This window comes from Aquidulcibacter sp. (assembly GCF_020253525.1).
Lineage (GTDB): Bacteria > Pseudomonadota > Alphaproteobacteria > Caulobacterales > Aquidulcibacteraceae > Aquidulcibacter.
Map to the genome: position 1 here is coordinate 1 of NZ_JADCBK010000069.1, position 16000 is coordinate 16000.

A 16000-nucleotide genomic window follows, 5' to 3' on the forward strand; every position below is an offset into this window, starting at 1 on the left:
TGGCCTCTTTGCCACTAAGGACAAATATGTACGCCAAATGCCAGGCCGCTTGGCGGGCGAAACCGTTGATGCCGATGGCACGCGCGGCTTTGTGTTGACGCTGTCCACGCGCGAGCAGCATATTCGTCGCGACAAAGCGACCAGCAATATCTGCACCAATTCAGGGCTTTGCGCCTTGGCCTTCACAATCCACATGACCCTGTTGGGCGATAAGGGCTTAAAGCATCTGGCCCAACTCAACCATGAAGCGGCGTGCGAGACCGCCGATGCCGTCGCCGCGATCCAAGGGGTTGAGCTGTTAAGTGACAGCTTCTTCAACGAGTTTGCCGTGCGCCTGCCTGTCGATGCCGCCAAAGCGGTAGAGGCCATGGCTGCCCAGAATGTGCTTGGGGGCGTGCCTTATTCGCGCCTGCGCCAAGAAGCAGGCTTTGAAAATGTGCTGTTGATTGCAGCAACCGAAACCACCACGGCCGAAGACATCGCACATCTCGCCGATACGTTGAAGAAGGTGATTTAGTCATGGCTATGAATAATGTTGGCCGTCCCACTGCCGCAATTGCCAATGATGGTGCAGCCCCAACCACATTTTCAGGGGCCCGGGGCCTTCTACAGCCCACCTCTTTGATTTTTGAGACGGGCTCGATCGATCGCACTGGGGTGGATTTGCCGCCAGTCAAAGGCGTGAAAACCCGTCTGGGCGGTCTTGCCCGCAAGAGTTCGACCGGTAATCCCGGCCTGTCCGAGCCAGAGGCTGTGCGCCACTATGTGCGCTTGAGCCAACGCAATTATGCCATTGATTTGGGCATGTTCCCCTTGGGCTCCTGCACCATGAAGCATAATGCGCGCCTAAACGAGAAAATGGCCCGCCTGCCAGGCTTTGCCGATGTGCATCCTTTGCAGCCTGTCTCGACGGTTCAAGGCGCCTTGGGCGTGATGGATCAATTGTCGCATTGGCTGATTACCTTAACCGGCATGAAGGCGGTTGCCCTGTCGCCTAAGGCAGGTGCCCATGGCGAATTGTGCGGCATGCTGGCCATCCGGGCCGCTTTGGACGCCCAAGGCCAAACCCATCGCCGCCGCGTGCTGGTGCCCGAAAGCGCCCATGGCACCAATCCGGCAACGGCTGTTCAATGCGGCTTTATCGTCGATGAAATCAAGGCAGCCCCAGATGGCCGCGTTGACCTTGGCGACCTTAAAACCAAGCTGGGCGAGGATGTGGCTGGCATCATGCTGACCAATCCAAACACCTGCGGCCTTTTTGAACGCGACATTCGCGAGATCGCAGATTTGATTCATGCGGCGGGTGGCTATTTCTATTGCGATGGCGCGAACTTTAACGCCATTGCAGGCCGGGTTCGTCCGGGCGATTTGGGCGTCGATGCCATGCATATCAATCTGCACAAGACCTTTTCAACGCCACATGGCGGGGGTGGGCCGGGGTCTGGCCCCACGGTCTTGTCTGATGCTTTAGCCCCCTTCGCGCCGGTGCCTTATGTCGTCACCCGCGCCGATGGCAGCTTGGATTTGGTTGAGCATGAAGCCGATAGCGATGGCGAGCCATTTGGCCGCATGGTCGCCTTCCATGGTCAGATGGGCATGTATACCCGCGCGTTGACCTATATGTTGAGCCATGGTGCCGATGGCATCAAGCAGGCTTCCGAAGATGCGGTGCTCAACGCCAATTATGTCCAAGCTTGTTTGAAGGAACATATGAGCCCGGCGTTCGACGGTGTGTGCATGCACGAAGCCTTGTTTGACGATTCTTGGCTTGAAGGCACAGGGGTCACGACGCTTGATTTTGCCAAGGCCATGATCGACGAGGGCTATCACCCCATGACCATGTATTTCCCGCTGGTCGTCCATGGGGCCATGCTGATTGAGCCAACCGAAAGCGAAAGCAAGGCAAGCTTGGACGCCTTTATCGCTTCCATGACGGGCCTCGCAAAGGCTGCCAAGGCAGGCGATACCGCCCGCTTTACCGGCGCGCCCTATCATGCCCCTGTGAAGCGCTTGGACGAGACACGCGCAGCCCGCAAGCCCGTCTTGAAATGGGCACCACCCGTGGAAGCCAGCAAAATCGCTGCGGAATAAACCGATCTAACGCTGCTGACGGCTTCTTGAGAAAGGGGCCGTCAGCCCTTTATGGCGCGCTTGCCGCGGACGCGGGCAGCCAATTTCTGCACAGGCCGATCAAAGCCCACATGCAAGATCCAAGCAGCCACAAGGGCGCTGGCGAGCGCCACCACCAATAAAATTAAATTGTCCAAAGGCCCAGGCTGGGACAAGGGCGCCCCAAGGCGGCCTAGAGCGGCAAAGACAGGCACATGGATGAGATAAAGCGCGTATGACCAGTCGCCCAAGGAAACCGTCCATGTGGGGCTTTTGAGGCCTGAATGTTCCAGCCCAACACAGCCCCACACCAGAAGAGCTGCAGGGATGCCAAAATAGAAAAGCCGCGGCCATTCTTCGCCAAACATGGCTGGCGCATTCTCTCGCAGCGCTAAAACGCTCAACAGCATCCAGAAGCCGCCAAATTGTACCATCACGCGCGAGGCTGGGAAAATCCGCCTTTGTGCCACAAGGCCAACTGCCGCCCCTAAAATAAACTCCAGCGTCAGCGGATGACGAATTAGCGCCACAAAGGGGTTCTCAGGCTTTGGCCAAACATAGGCTGTTGCTGCGGTCGCAATGGCCCATATCGCCAGCGCTGCGGGAAACCAGCGCGCCGGCAATAGCAGCATCAGGCCAAAGGCCAAGTAGAACCACAGCTCGTGGATCAAGGTCCAGCCAACCGCATGCAGCGGCAGCTCTTTATCGGGTATTAGAAGATAGGATTTCCAGAGTTCAGGGCTCGACTCATGGCTCGCATAAACCCAATCGGGCCTTACCATCCAGACCGCCACCAAAGCTGAAAGAACCAGCCACCAGAGCGGATAGATGCGGGCAAGGCGGGCAAACCAAAAGCCGGGCAGGGCAGAGGGCTTGCCTTGATCGGCCCGCGTGACCCAAACCATCACAAAGCCCGAGATCACAAAGAACAGATCAACGCCACCAAAGCCTGCAAGGGCCCATTCGCCCAGCAAAGGCGTGCCACCAAAGCGGTTTTCCACCGCGTGCAAATGCGCAATCGCGACCATCAAGGCCGCGAGTCCACGCAAGGTTTGAATGGTAGAGAGGGAAGCGATTAAGGGCGGTTTAGCTGTCACCAAGTCCGCCCCTTAAAGCTTGTTCAGCCGAACTTGCTTTCCAGCGCGGCAATGCCATTGGCAACCAGCTTCTCGCCAGCCTTGCCCTTCACACTGGCAACCAAGACGCGTTCTGCCACAGCCATCGCGGCATTAGAGGCCGCAGCGCGGACCTCAGAAATGGCGGCTTCTTCGGCGCGACGAATACGCTCTTCAGCCTGCTTGCTGCGGGTAGCAATCGAGCGCTCCAGCTGGGCTTCGGCTTCCGCCTTGACGCGAACCGCATCTTCTTCAGCTTTGGCGATGATTGCAGCCGCATCTTCAACGGCTTTGGCATGCTGAGCTTGATAAGACGCCCACAGAGCTTCCGCCTCTTGGCGCAAACGCTTGGCTTCTTCCAATTCCTTCGAAATCTTGGCTGACTGGTCATCCAAAGCCTTGGTCAACATGCCAGGGACCTTCAGATAAATCATCCCACCGATGAAGGTAGAAAAGCCAAGGGCGGCGACGAGGGTCGCGTCAAATCCAAGTGCCATTATGCTGCCCCTGTGACGGATTTAACCGCTGTGTCGAGCGCTTTGGCTGTTGGCTTGATCCCGGAAACACGTTCCACAATCGCCACAGCCAATTCGCCGACGGTTTCATTCACGCTGGCCAAAGCCGCGTCTCGCGAAGCCGAGATTTTCTCTTCAGCTTTGGCGATTTTGGTATTGGCTTTTTTAGTGGCAGCAGCCTCAGCTTTCGCTGCGGCTGCTTCATGGGCATGGCGGGCGGCTTCAACCGTCTTGCGGGCTTGCGCCCGGGCTTCGGCTTGGGCCTTTTCAGCTTCGAGGCGCGCAGCTTGGGCAGCTGCAGTTTGCTCTGCCGCCGCTTTCAGATCACCTTCAATGGCGTTTTTGCGATCGGCCAAAGTCTTTGCAATGCGGGGGATAACCACCGATGCCAACACAATGTAGAGCGCGCCAAAGGCAAGCCAGAACCAAAAGATCTGCGAAGAAAACAGGCTTGCGTCAAACGGTGGGAAGCCACCGCCTGCATGTTCGCCTGCTTTACCCGCAGCTTCGACTGCGTGAGATTCGCCAGCCATATTCAAACCACTCCGGGTCTTTGATGAAAGACCAGATTAGAAATCTGGATCAGACCACGAACAACAACAAGATAGCGATCAGCAGCGAGAAGATGCCGAGCGCTTCGGTCACGGCGAACCCGAAGATCAGGTTACCAAACTGGCCTTGTGCTGCCGAAGGATTGCGCATGGCGCCTTCCAAGAAGCTGCCGAAGATGTTGCCCACGCCGATGGCGGCGCCCAACATGCCCAAGCAAGCAAGGCCTGCACCAATGTACTTTGCGGCTTCTGCGTCCATGATGAATTCTCCTGAGGGATAAGGGACGATTAGAAAGAGGTGACTTAGTGATCGGCTGCGTGCAGCGCGTCATTGAGGTAGATACAGGTCAACATGGTGAACACATAGGCCTGCAAGAATGCAACGAGGGTTTCCAGTGCATAGAGGGCCACCGTCATGACGAAAGGCAAGATCGCCCCGACAGCACCCACGGCTCCGGTCTCGGCCATCATGGGCACGAAACCAGCAAACACCTTTACCAGAATGTGACCGGCGAGAATGTTTGCCCAGAGACGGACGGCATGTGACAGAGGACGCGAGAAGAAGGAAATAATCTCGATCGGTGTCACAATGATATAAAGCGGCCAAGGGATGCCCGATGGCACGAACAGCTTGAGGAATCCCAAGCCATTTTTAGCAAAGCCGACGATGATCACGGTGAAAAACACCAGAAGTGCCATCATGGCTGTTACGATGATCTGGCTGGTTGGCGTGAAGTTATAAGCAAACAAGCCAACCATATTCACCGTAAAGATGAACAAGAACAAGCTCAAAACCAGTGGGAAGAACTTCTTGACGCCTTCCGAGCCAGCCGAGCTGTACAGCATGTTATAGACAAAGCCGTAGGCAGTTTCGCCCAAGGTTTGCATGCGGCCAGGAACCAAAGCCGCCTTGGCAGAGCTTGCCAACATGAAGGCCGCAGGCAGCGCAGCCCCTAAAACAAGGAACAGGCTCGCGTTCGTGAACGACACATCATAGCCCGCCAACTCCATGGGGACCATGGGGGCGATATGGAACTGGTGCATCGGATCGCTGGCCACGCCGCTTGTCTCCTGCTTCACGCTTCTTCGTCTAAGTTGTCCTTCAAGCCGGATGCTTGGGGATCAACGGGATTGGCCTCTGTCATCTGACGGGAGGCCCGAATTAAATTCACCGTGCCGGTCACAAAGCCGAGCGCCAAACCGACCAAAAGGCCCCATGGCTGCGTCGTCAAAACAACATCAACACCATATCCTAACAGACCGCCGACCAGAATTGCCGAGGCAAATTCGGAAGCCAGACGCAGCCCTAAGGACATACCCGACCGATCCACACCAACCTTTGGCCCAGCATTCTCTCGCTCTTGATGAAGCGCAGCCACACGTTTGGCCAACTCATCAAGGGCATCAGAGCCATGTGGGTGTCTAGGATCAGCCATGAACCAGCCGTGCGAACAACAAAAGTGCGGACTTGCCCCCTTGTCGACGCGGGCGGAAACTAGAGGCGCCCTCTATGCAAGTCAACCCGAACAGATGTGGTTCTACCATTCTGTTTTTGATCACTTTTTCGGGATTTTTACAGTAAGATGGTGCAGTGCGGCATTTTTCGAGCCATTTCCGAGGTGAAAATCAGGATTCTGGACTGGGTTTTGGGGCCAGTCAGCTGCACCGATGAGATCGTCAAGGCAGGTCGTTGTTTCAAAGCCTTCAGGTTGGAAAGGATCACAAGGCTGTCATCCTCCATGGCATCAGCCAATCGAACATCATGTGCCGCAAAATCACGGAGGGTCAGAGGCTCCGCTTCGTTCCAGCGGGCAACAAAAAGGGCCCGGCAGAAAACTGCCGAGCCCCCTAGGATCGTTCTAAAGCCTGTGTTTAGCGCTTGTAGCTCAGCTTCAAATAATAGAAGCCGCCGTTGAAGCCAGCAGGCGCGGTCGTTGCATATTCGGCCCCGAGAATGGTCGCATATGGGTTTTTGGTTGGGTAGCTGTCGGTCAGATTTTCAGCGCCCACGGTAAGCGAGATCGCATCGGTCAAGGAATAAGTGACTTCTGCATCAAAGGTCACTTGTGCGTCACCGTCGATCGGCAAATCGAACGCATCTGCATGGGCTTCATAGAACTCGCCGAAATAGTTCAAGCGGCCATTGAAGTTCCACTTACCAATGGAGTGGCTGAGGCCAATATTGCCCCGGAATTTGGGCAAGCCTTCTTCCATTTGGCGCAAGCCGGCATTGCCGTCTGATTCCAGACCAACAAGTTTTTCACCGCGCGTTACATCGGTCTCTGTCCAGTTGGCTGCAAACGACAAATTGGTCTTGCCGCCAAACAGATCCAAGGGATAGGACGCCACAAAGTCGATGCCTTGGGTGGTCGTGTCCACGCCATTGACGAAGAATTTGAAGGCGGTGAAATCGGGGGTATCGCCGCCCAGAGCCCGGATTGCAGCTTGCTCAGAAGCGGTCAAAGCGTTGAACTGCGCTTGGGTCAAGGACTTAGTTGGCGCGCTCAACCGGATACGATCTTCCATCTCGATGTTGAAGAAGTCGAGCGTGGCTTTGAGCTTGCCAATTTCAAGACCCGCCCCAATCGAGAAGTTCTTTGAGGTTTCTGGCTTCAAGGGCTGACCACCGAGCAATTTACCCAAAACAGAAGTTGGGGGGATTGTCCCGGTATTCTGCAGGCTTTGAACGCCACCCGAGCTGACCAGCGACGTGGTGGTGTTGATGATGTTGGATTGGCCAGGGGTTGGCGCACGGAAACCCGTCGAATAGGTTGACCGGAGTGTCAAAGCGTCTGTGGCCCGCATCAGACCCGACAATTTGTAATTGGTCGTGGTACCAAAATCTTCAAAGTCTTCGCTGCGCACCGCGGCACCCAACGTCACCTTTTCGGTCACATCGGCTTCAAGGTCGACATAGACCGCGACGTTGGAGCGATTCCAGCGGCCTGCTGTGGATGGGTTGAAGCCCTGGAAGCCGTTTGAACCCAGACCAAAGCCTTGGCTGGCCAAAGGCCCGCGTTCCCATGAGGCTTGATCGCCTGCCTTCAACTCGAAGGATTCATTGCGCCATTCAAAACCACCCGCAATGTTCAGAGGCGATGCAAACGATGCCACTGGCATGGCGTAGGCCAAGTCAATATTGAAGGTTTTTTCCAACTGGGTCTGACCGCCTGGACGGAAACTGGTTGGCGTATTGGGACCCAAGGACGGGTTGATCGTGTTGCGAATATTGAAGTCAATATCGCTCATGCCAACGCCGAAGCTGATGTCATAATCAATGCCCTTGAACTTGCCCTTTGTGCCAAGATAACCGGCAAGGTCGGTCAACTCACCACCGAAGCGCGGGGTGAAGCCACCGGGCAGCAATTCCACAAAGGCAAAGCAGTTTGGATCGGCCTTCAAGGCTGCAAGGCCTGCCGCACCCGGCGCGACAGCCGCACATGGGGTTGTCCCCGGTGTGAGGTCGCCCACAAGCCAAGTCGTCCCACCATCGTTTGAATAGACACCGCCACGGGTGTTCGGGTTACGATAATAGAAACCGCCATCGGTTTCTTTCTTGCCGTAATTGCCGAAGGCATAGAAGGATTGGGTTTCACTGGCTTCAATGCCAGCGTTCAAGAATGCTTTAAATTCGCTCTTGATTTCAGGCGAACCCCAAGTTTGCACGGGAGAAGCAGGAACATTTGTGTTGCCGGCAGCGCGCAGTGCCGCAGCATCACCGCGTTGGACCGAACGGCTGGTTTCACCGGCTTCACGATATTCCAGCGTCAGGTTTGCAAAGCCAGCATCCGTTAGCGCTACACCGAAATTGCCAGCGATTTGATAGGTTGTGCCGTCGCCTTCATAGAATTGGCCATATTTGGCTTCTACTTCAAAGGAATCTGTGTCGTCGCGTAGGCGGAAATTCATCACGCCAGCAATCGCGTCGGAACCATATTGAGCTGCTGCGCCATCGCGCAGAACCTGGACTTGCTTCAAGCCGATTGACGGGAAGATTGAGATATCCGGCCCTTGGGCCCCGTCTGAAATACCGCCGCCGAGGAAGGCAACAACGGCCGAGCGATGCCGGCGCTTGCCATTGATCAAGACCAGAGTGTGGTCTGGTGCCAAACCGCGCAGGTTAGCTGGACGAACGATTGAAGCTGCGTCGCTGATCGATTGGGTGTTCACATTGAACGAGGGCACAACATTGCGGATCATGTTGGCGACGTCGGTATCACCTTGGGCTGCGATTTCAGCGCCGCTAATAATGTCGACAGGTGCCGGTGTGTCTGCGGTTGATCGGACGGCGCGACGGCTGCCAGTCACAATGATCACCTCTTCAGCTGGCGCATCGGCTGCTGCCGGCGCTGCTTGGGCAAGAGCGAATTGGGGAGCCGCTACGATCAGAGCAGAGGCGACCGATAGGGCCAACATGCTTGCGCCGCTCAATTTCGTCGTTTTCTTCATGGATGATTTATCCTTAATTGTGACTTCTCGAAGTCAGTTTTGTAAACAACCTGACATTTCGTCGTTAGCTCACAAATTTGTTATGACAAGTCGCGCACCATCCAAATTTCCGAAAATTCGCACGAGATTCGCGTTAGGCGCGACATTGAGTCCAACTTGTTGCAGAACAGTCACAAATTCGTGAGGTCCATGCAGCTTTGTTGTGCAATCGATTGGGGAGGGCTTGGCCCAGAATGGCCTATTCCGCCGAAATGAGGGCCTCGGCGCGACTCAAATCAACACTCACCAATTGAGAGACACCGCGCTCTGCCATGGTTACACCAAATAGGCGGTCCATGCGGGCCATGGTGATGGGGTGGTGGGTGATGACGATAAAGCGGGTCTCGGTGCGCTGGCGCATTTCATTCAGCAAACGGCAGTAGCGATCAACGTTTGAATCATCCAATGGCGCATCAACTTCGTCGAGCACACAAATGGGGGCGGGATTGGATAGGAACACCGCAAAAATCAGGGCTGAAGCGGTCAACGCCTGTTCGCCACCACTCATTAAGGTCAGGCTTTGAAGCTTCTTTCCGGGCGGGCAGGCATAGACTTCAAGGCCACCGCCTAAGGGGTCATCACTCTCGGTCAGGCGCAGCTCAGCTGTGCCGCCGTCAAACAAGGCTTCAAATAAAACGCGGAAATGGCCGTGCACTGTGTCAAAGGCGGCAAGCAGACGCTCTTTGCCTTCCTCATTGATTTGATCAACGCCCCCACGCAGCTTTGCAATGGCTGAGGTCAAGTCATCCTTATCGGCGACCAGAGCAGCAAGGCGGGCTTCCTGCTCGGCCACTTCTTCATCTGCGCGCAAATTGACCCCGCCTATGGCCTCGCGGTCATAGAGTAATTTCGCAAGTCTTTGCTCGGTTGCTTGGATGGTAGTCTGGTCAAAAGCCTCGCCCATGGCAGCGCGCGCCCGACGCTCACAATCGGCTGGATCGAGTTGCAGGGCGCGGCGGATCTCATCGCTCAATTCCTGCAGGCGTTCGCTAGCAGCTTCGGTGCGGATGGTGGCAGCTGCGCGCGCTTCGCGCGCGGCAGACAAGGCTTGGCTCGCCAAGCGGTCTTGCTCGCGCAGGCTACGTATGGTGGCTTCAGTTTGGCTGAGCGCATTATCAGCCTTGGCTTTCCGGGCTTGGGCAGCTGGAACTTGACTTAAGAGTTCGCGCTGGCGCTTTTCGATCTCAATCGGGGCATCGCTGGCCGCTTGCTTGCGCGCCATCGCCTTGGCGCTTTCTTGATCTAACTCCGCCAAGCGGGTTTCAGCCGCCTTGAGGCGGGTCTGCCACGACGCCAAGTCCCGTTTCAAACTGGCTTCTTGGCTGTCGCGGGCCCCAGCGCGCGATAGGATTTGGTTCAAGCTGGCTTGGGCTTGATTGGCCGCCGCGCGCGCCAGTTGGGCTTGTTCTTGCACGCGGGTAAGCTGGCTTGTGTCCTCTTCTGGCGGCAGAGCGGCCAAGAGTTCGGCAGCTACATCAACCAGCATTCGGGCTTGGTTTTGTTCTTCCGCCGCTGCAGCGGCGCTGACTTCGGCTTGCTCAAAGCTGGCGCGCGCCCGGGCAAAATCGGCTTCAAGGCGCGCAATCCGGTCCCGCGCACCGGCCACTGCCGCAAACGCGCGTGGGGCTTCAGCGCGTGCATGGCGGGCTTGGGCCCGCTTCTGATCGGCTTTGGCACGGGCTTCTGCTGCGGCTTTGGCGAGGGTTTGGGCTGTTTCTTGGGCTGCTGGCACTTGTGCCTGCAATGCCTCAAGGCGGGTTCTTTGTTCCAGTTCAGCCGCTGCGGACGATACTGCATCCTTGCGGCGCACAAACCCATCCCAACGTCTCATGTCCCCCTCACGGGTGACAAGGCGAGCACCCGTTGGCAAATCGGTAATGCGGTCAAACAAAGCGCTGTCGACCAAGCCAATCGCTGACAGACGCGCCTCTAATTGAGCTGGGAATTGTGTGACAAACGCTTTTAGTGGGCTTACGCCCTCTGGCCATTCAAAGGCGCGTGCCTCTTGCCCAGTCCATGCGGCCGGGGCTTTGGCATCGAGCGCTGCTTGCAATTCATCGCCAAAGGCTGCCGCAACCGCCCGTTCATACCCCGCCTGCGGACGTATGCTATCGAGCACCTTAGCCCAAGAGCCAGTGGCTGGCTTTTTCGTCATGGCTTCGAGTGCCTTTAGCTCGGAATTCAGGCGGTCGAGCTGATTTTGGGCTTGCCGGGCCGCTTCGCGGGCTTCGCTTTCGTGAGCGGCGGCCTCTTCGGCTTCCTTTTCGCTCTGATCGGCACGCTCGGCGGCTACTGTCGCTGCATCGGTTATCGCCTCTGCTTCTTTCCGCGCAATTTGCAGCACATCGTCATTCGGCAAGGCCTGTTGGAGGCGAGCCACCTCTGCTTGGATGCGCGTGACCGCTTCTTCCCGACGACGCAATTGAGCCTTTGCATCTTCATAAGCCCGCATCTGGGCATTGCGCTCGGCAACGGCGGCGGCACGTTCTGAAATTGCCGCCGTCAAAGCCGCTTCGGCCGCTTCGCGTTGCTCGTTTTCGCGCGTGGTGATTGCTCTGGCTTCTTCGATCTCGCCATCAAGGGCGCTGCGATCGGGTAGATTGGCTAAAGCCTCTGTGGTTTGTTGCAGATTTTGCGTCGCATCTTCAAACAGGGTTTGCTCGCGCGCTTTGTCATTGCGGATCCGCACCAGATCGGCTTCGGCAGATTGCAGGGCCTCACGTGCGCTTTGAAGATCGCGTTCACAGGCAATGCGTTGACCTTCTAATCGCCGCAAAATGGCTTCAGCAACGGCCTGTTCCTCGCGTAGCCCACCCAGACTTTCGTCGGAATTTTCAGCTGCCGCAGCCGCTTTATTCGCAGCAAGAGTGGCGTCGGCCAACGCTTGCTCGGCTTTACGCTGATTTTCCTGGGCTTGGGTCAGAACAGATTGGGCCTCATTGTAACGTTGCGCGAAGAGGAAAGTTTCCAGCGTGCGGATTTCCTCGGCTACAGCGCGATATTTGGTCGCTTGGCGGGCCTGGCGTCGCAGACCATTCAATTGATCCTGCATGGCTTGGATTACATCGTCCAACCGCTCGAGATTGGTCTGCGCGCCTCTCAGCTTGAGTTCAGCTTCATGACGCCGCGTGTAAAGGCCAGAGATACCGGCAGCCTCTTCCAAGATCCGGCGACGGTTTTCCGGCTTGGCATTGATTAATTCACTGACTTGATTTTGCCGCACCAAAGCCGGTGAATTTGCCCCGGTCGATGCGTCTGCAAACAAAAGTTGGACATCGCGGGCGCGGACTTCTTTGCCGTTGATCTTGAAACTTGACCCGGCAGCCCGGCGGATTTTGCGCGACACTTCGAGAACGGGGTCTTGGTCAAACGGGGCCGGCGCGCGGCCCTCACGATTATCCAAGCTGATGACAACTTCGGCAATGTCACGCGCTGGGCGCTTATCGGTGCCCGCGAAAATGACATCATCCATTTCCCCACCACGCAACGCCCGCGCAGATGTCGCCCCCATGACCCAGCGCAGGGATTCGAGGATATTGGATTTGCCACAGCCATTTGGTCCAACAATACCGGTAAGGCCAGGCTCAATCTTGAGATTGACTGGGTCGACAAAGGATTTGAACCCGACCACGCGCAGGTCTGTCACCCTCATGGTTTTTTGGCCTTAGGCTTTGGTTTGGCCTTGGTCTTAGTGGGGGTGGCACGTGGGGCCGGCGGCAAGGCTGCTAAGGCAGCATCTAATGCCTGACCGATGCTTTGGGCATCATAGGGGGGTGGAAGTAAGGTGGTCCCCCGGGCGGTTTGGATGAAGAAAGTGGGCGTTCCTGAAACGCCCAATTCTTCACCTGTCACAGATTGCTGGTTTACCGCTTCGGCGTGGGATTGGGTGCGCAAACACACATCGGCCTGGGCGGCACTCATCCCACTCGACTGGGTGAAAATCCTATAGACTGCGTCCTTTGCACCCTTTCCTTGCTGGGCTGCTTCAAAGATCACGCTTTGCTGTTGAAAGAATGCGTCTAGGACCTTGTGATAGGCTTGCGGCCCTGCACAGCGCGCCAGACTGTGCATGGGATAGGACAAGCCCATGGGCGGGGTTGGGAAAGCGCGAAAGACATAGCGCACCCGACCGGGCGTGATATGGCTTGCTTTCAGGCTCGGCAAAACATTGTTGTTGAAATCTGCGCAGTGCGAGCAGGTGAGGCTGCCATATTCAATCAAAGTTACTCTGGCGCGCTCTGACCCCAATGGCCAGTCAGGTACTGGCGCAGGCGCAGGTGGCGCTTTGGCTGGCACAGGTGCAGCCTTTGGTTTTTCGGTCGCAAAGGCAAGCCCATTGCCAAAGGTCAGCCCAATCATGGCCGCAATCAAGCAAGCAGCCGCCCGTGCCGGCCAGTGTTTGGCGCGATCACTCTTCAGCAACGGGCGGCGATCAAGCAAGGCTGTATGACCTTATTTTGCCTTGGCCAAAGCCGCGTCGAGGGCCTTGGTAACATCATCAACTGTCATTTCACGTGTGGTGGGGCCTTCGAATTTCTCGCCATTGATAAAGATGGTTGGCGTGCCCTGCACGCCTGCTTTGACGCCGCCCTCGCGAATATCGACCAAGTCTTTCAGGATGTCCTGATTGGCCATACAAGCATCAAATTTGGCCTTATCCATCCCAGCAGACACGGCGATATTTAACAGCGCTTGCTCAGCCCCGGTCGGTCCTTGAGCTTGGGCGAACAATTCGCGCTGGCCACGCATCAATGCGTCAATGATTTGATCGCGCTTTTCCCCACCGGCACAGCGCGCCAGCAAATGACCTGCGGTGGCAAGTTGCACTGGCTCGGTCGGAAACTCGCGGAAAACATAGCGCACTTTACCGGTGCTGATGTATTTTTCCTTGATGGTTGGCAAAACTTGGGTGTGGAAGTTTGCACAATGCGGGCAAGTGACGGATGCATATTCAATCATCACCACTTTCGCGTCTTTTGAGCCGACCGGAAAATCGGTGGCATTTTCAAGGGCACTGCCCGGTGCCCCGCCCGATGCACCACCGCCACCCGGGCTACAGGCGCTTAAAATCAAAGCCGTTGCGATGACGGCCGTTTTGGCAACAAATCCAATGCTGGGGAATTGAAAGGACATCTGGTCACTCCTCTTGCGCCTGCTTCCTAGGGAGTCGAGGCCGCTTTGTCATCTTGGTTGCCTCTATCCGGCAAAATCATCACTTAGTCGATAGATGCGGTGGCTTCGGCCAACCGTGTCAAGGCTGCTTTCAAGCTTGGTTGCGTCACCTGTTCAAGCTGTTCATCCAGTTTTCGCTGCTCACTGGCGTTCAATTTTCGGTTTGTGGCTTTGGCAGGGGCCTTAGCTGCTTGTTTCAGAGGCGCGCGAACCAAGGATAGCTTCTTGATTTTGCCGGCCCCTGCCAAACGGACAAGGCCGACAATTTCTGTCGACCGCATGGAGAGAAGGGGCGCTGCGGCGGCAACGACTTTCAAAACGAGGGTTTCACCTTTGATCTGATCGGGCTGGCAAATGGTCGCAATCTTGTCGCCGACAATTTCGCCCCATCGCCCTTGCAACTCGCGGACGGTCATGCCGGCCTTGCGCTGATCGGGTGGAACCAAATTCGCAATCAGGCGCGCAACAGGTGGGGGACCTGCCCAAACAGGCTTGCCGCGACGCTGTGATAGCCAAGCCGTCGCTGCGACTTCCAACTGTGCGTCAAAGCCATTTTGTTCGCTGTCAGATGAAGGAGTTTCCGCCATGCTACTTGCTTAACCTATTCGGTGCCGATCTGCGAGGCCTTGATGTAATTGGCAGGCAAAACAGTTAGGGACGGGGCATGCCCGCAACCACGCCCGCCTTGCTTTCCGACCTCAGAGACCACTTGTTGGCTTGGTATGATGTCCATGCCCGGCCTTTGCCTTGGCGGATCCCGCCATTGGAGGGGCGCGCCGGGCGGCGTCCAGACCCCTATCATGTTTGGCTGTCGGAAATCATGCTACAGCAAACTGGCGTTGTGACGGTAAAGCCCTATTTTGCCGCATTTTTGGCGCGTTATCCAACCATCGAGGACTTGGCCTCTGCCCATTTAGACGAGGTTTTGGGCCTGTGGGCCGGTCTTGGTTATTATGCCCGTGCACGCAATCTGCATGAAGGGGCTAAGGCCATTGCTGCTCTTGGTGGGTTTCCAACGACGGAGTCAGGCCTCCTCTCAATCAAGGGCATCGGCCCCTATACGGCCGCTGCGATTGCCGCCATTGCTTTTGACCTGCCGCACGTCCCGGTCGATGGCAATATTGAACGCGTCTTGTCGCGGCTGTGGCTGATCGAGGCTGCTTTGCCGGCGGCCAAGCCTATCTTTCGCGAGGCCGCATCCCAGTTTGAACATCCCCACAGGCCGGGCGATTTTGCGCAAGCCATGATGGATCTTGGGGCCACAATTTGTACCCCGCGTAACCCCGCTTGCTCCTTATGTCCGTGGTCCAAAAGCTGCGCAGCCTTTGCTAAAGGGTGTGCAAGTGACTATCCAAAGAAGCAAGCAAAAAAGGCCAAGCCGGTGCGGCACGGGGTCGCCTTTGTTGTGTTGGACCCTAAGGGCTTTTGGGTACGACGTCGGCCAAATGAAGGCCTGTTGGGTGGGATGCTGGAAGTGCCGAATCTGGCTTGGCGGGAGGTGCCCTATGCGCCTTCAGAATGCATTCTTGAAGGCTTGGTTCGAAATGCCGATTGGATTGTGTGCGAGCCAGTGCGCCACGTCTTCACGCATTTTGAGCTTCGCATGCAGGTGTTTTCTGTTCGGCTGGACGAGGTTGTGACGCCAGACTTTTATCACCATGTCACGCCCCACGCCTTAGAGCAGGCGGCCCTACCCAGCTTGATGCGCAAAATCATTGCTTCGGGGCACGCCGGGCTAAGCACGGAGTGAGCGCCTAAGCCGCAATGGCAGGGTTTTGGGCTTTTGGCTTAGGTTCCACGCTTGGACTATTTGCCCGATGGGCCTCGTCATACTGCAGGATGGTCAGCTCAAATATGGAACCGACGCCACTCTCGCTGGTGACCGTCACATCCCCGCCCATGAGACGGGCAAGTTTGCGCGTGATGGCAAGCCCAAGGCCCGTGCCGCCAAACTTCCGCGTTGTTGAATCGTCGGCTTGAACAAAGGGATCAAAGATGCGCGCTACTTGTTCAGCCGTAAGACCAATCCCGGTGTCTTTTACTTGGAACA

General features: G+C 56.5%; 15 protein-coding genes and 1 pseudogene. 3 read left to right on the forward strand and 13 right to left on the reverse strand.

Annotation, left to right across the window (positions count from 1 at the left end; all coding sequences use genetic code 11):
- A pseudogene (locus IOB61_RS09270) lies at nucleotides 1-517 on the forward strand (glycine dehydrogenase); the annotation flags it as partial.
- 2 nt (nucleotides 518-519) lie between these two features.
- On the forward strand, nucleotides 520-2091 hold the full coding sequence (gene gcvPB / locus IOB61_RS09275; protein ID WP_290815474.1) for an aminomethyl-transferring glycine dehydrogenase subunit GcvPB: 1572 nt from the start codon (nucleotides 520-522) through the stop codon (nucleotides 2089-2091).
- A gap of 41 nt (nucleotides 2092-2132) precedes the next feature.
- On the opposite strand, the gene IOB61_RS09280 is transcribed toward gcvPB, so the two are convergent.
- The 12 genes from IOB61_RS09280 to IOB61_RS09335 form a co-directional block, all read right to left on the reverse strand.
- On the reverse strand, nucleotides 2133-3206 hold the full coding sequence (locus IOB61_RS09280; protein WP_290815477.1) for an acyltransferase: 1074 nt from the start codon (nucleotides 3204-3206) through the stop codon (nucleotides 2133-2135).
- A gap of 23 nt (nucleotides 3207-3229) precedes the next feature.
- Nucleotides 3230-3721: an ATP F0F1 synthase subunit B gene (locus tag IOB61_RS09285; RefSeq protein WP_290815480.1), complete on the reverse strand. Its 492-nt coding sequence runs from the start codon at nucleotides 3719-3721 to the stop codon at nucleotides 3230-3232.
- Nucleotides 3721-4272: a hypothetical protein gene (locus IOB61_RS09290; RefSeq protein WP_085340464.1), complete on the reverse strand. Its 552-nt coding sequence runs from the start codon at nucleotides 4270-4272 to the stop codon at nucleotides 3721-3723. The genes IOB61_RS09285 and IOB61_RS09290 overlap by 1 nt, the downstream gene beginning before the upstream one ends.
- Before the next feature lie 49 nt (nucleotides 4273-4321).
- The gene (locus IOB61_RS09295) at nucleotides 4322-4549 is read right to left on the reverse strand and encodes a F0F1 ATP synthase subunit C (protein ID WP_085340465.1); all 228 of its coding nucleotides are present in this window, start codon (nucleotides 4547-4549) and stop codon (nucleotides 4322-4324) included.
- A 44-nt stretch (nucleotides 4550-4593) separates the two neighbouring features.
- Nucleotides 4594-5370 carry a F0F1 ATP synthase subunit A gene (locus IOB61_RS09300; RefSeq protein WP_290815485.1) on the reverse strand — a complete coding sequence of 259 codons (777 nt, stop codon included), beginning with the start codon at nucleotides 5368-5370 and terminating at the stop codon, nucleotides 4594-4596.
- The gene (locus tag IOB61_RS09305; RefSeq protein WP_290815488.1) at nucleotides 5367-5726 is read right to left on the reverse strand and encodes an AtpZ/AtpI family protein; all 360 of its coding nucleotides are present in this window, start codon (nucleotides 5724-5726) and stop codon (nucleotides 5367-5369) included. Before IOB61_RS09305 ends, IOB61_RS09300 begins: the two co-directional genes overlap by 4 nt.
- Nucleotides 5727-5863: 137 nt before the next feature.
- A complete protein-coding gene (locus tag IOB61_RS09310; protein WP_290815491.1) occupies nucleotides 5864-6043 on the reverse strand; it encodes a hypothetical protein in 180 nt (59 codons plus the stop codon).
- A gap of 119 nt (nucleotides 6044-6162) precedes the next feature.
- Nucleotides 6163-8739, reverse strand: coding sequence for a TonB-dependent receptor (locus IOB61_RS09315; RefSeq protein ID WP_290815493.1), 2577 nt, complete (start codon nucleotides 8737-8739; stop codon nucleotides 6163-6165).
- Nucleotides 8740-8977: 238 nt separating this feature from the next.
- Nucleotides 8978-12430, reverse strand: a complete 3453-nt coding sequence (smc, locus tag IOB61_RS09320) for a chromosome segregation protein SMC (protein WP_290815497.1) — start codon at nucleotides 12428-12430, stop codon at nucleotides 8978-8980.
- Nucleotides 12427-13218, reverse strand: coding sequence for a thioredoxin domain-containing protein (locus tag IOB61_RS09325; RefSeq protein ID WP_290815500.1), 792 nt, complete (start codon nucleotides 13216-13218; stop codon nucleotides 12427-12429). Before IOB61_RS09325 ends, smc begins: the two co-directional genes overlap by 4 nt.
- Nucleotides 13219-13230: 12 nt before the next feature.
- Nucleotides 13231-13911 (reverse strand): DsbA family protein, encoded by a 681-nt coding sequence (locus IOB61_RS09330; RefSeq protein WP_290815503.1) that lies wholly within the window; start codon nucleotides 13909-13911, stop codon nucleotides 13231-13233.
- Between the two features lie 83 nt (nucleotides 13912-13994).
- Nucleotides 13995-14537 (reverse strand): DUF721 domain-containing protein, encoded by a 543-nt coding sequence (locus IOB61_RS09335; protein ID WP_290815506.1) that lies wholly within the window; start codon nucleotides 14535-14537, stop codon nucleotides 13995-13997.
- Between the two features lie 77 nt (nucleotides 14538-14614).
- On the opposite strand from IOB61_RS09335, the gene IOB61_RS09340 reads away from it, so the two are divergent.
- Nucleotides 14615-15700, forward strand: a complete 1086-nt coding sequence (locus tag IOB61_RS09340) for an A/G-specific adenine glycosylase (protein ID WP_290815509.1) — start codon at nucleotides 14615-14617, stop codon at nucleotides 15698-15700.
- Nucleotides 15701-15704: 4 nt separating this feature from the next.
- Here IOB61_RS09340 and IOB61_RS09345 read toward each other — a convergent pair.
- Nucleotides 15705-16000 (reverse strand): ATP-binding protein (locus tag IOB61_RS09345; protein WP_290815512.1); only part of this gene is annotated, 296 nt, incomplete at its 5' end.

What these genes read in the sequence shown, in the direction of transcription:
- gcvPB (WP_290815474.1), top strand. Translation starts at nt 520, where the DNA reads ATGGCTATGAATAATGTTGGCCGTCCCACTGCCGCAATTGCCAATGAT.
- IOB61_RS09285 (WP_290815480.1), bottom strand. Translation starts at nt 3,721, where the DNA reads ATGGCACTTGGATTTGACGCGACCCTCGTCGCCGCCCTTGGCTTTTCT.
- IOB61_RS09290 (WP_085340464.1), bottom strand. Translation starts at nt 4,272, where the DNA reads ATGGCTGGCGAATCTCACGCAGTCGAAGCTGCGGGTAAAGCAGGCGAA.
- IOB61_RS09295 (WP_085340465.1), bottom strand. Translation starts at nt 4,549, where the DNA reads ATGGACGCAGAAGCCGCAAAGTACATTGGTGCAGGCCTTGCTTGCTTG.
- IOB61_RS09305 (WP_290815488.1), bottom strand. Translation starts at nt 5,726, where the DNA reads ATGGCTGATCCTAGACACCCACATGGCTCTGATGCCCTTGATGAGTTG.
- IOB61_RS09315 (WP_290815493.1), bottom strand. Translation starts at nt 8,739, where the DNA reads ATGAAGAAAACGACGAAATTGAGCGGCGCAAGCATGTTGGCCCTATCG.
- smc (WP_290815497.1), bottom strand. Translation starts at nt 12,430, where the DNA reads ATGAGGGTGACAGACCTGCGCGTGGTCGGGTTCAAATCCTTTGTCGAC.
- IOB61_RS09330 (WP_290815503.1), bottom strand. Translation starts at nt 13,911, where the DNA reads ATGTCCTTTCAATTCCCCAGCATTGGATTTGTTGCCAAAACGGCCGTC.
- IOB61_RS09335 (WP_290815506.1), bottom strand. Translation starts at nt 14,537, where the DNA reads ATGGCGGAAACTCCTTCATCTGACAGCGAACAAAATGGCTTTGACGCA.
- IOB61_RS09340 (WP_290815509.1), top strand. Translation starts at nt 14,615, where the DNA reads ATGCCCGCAACCACGCCCGCCTTGCTTTCCGACCTCAGAGACCACTTG.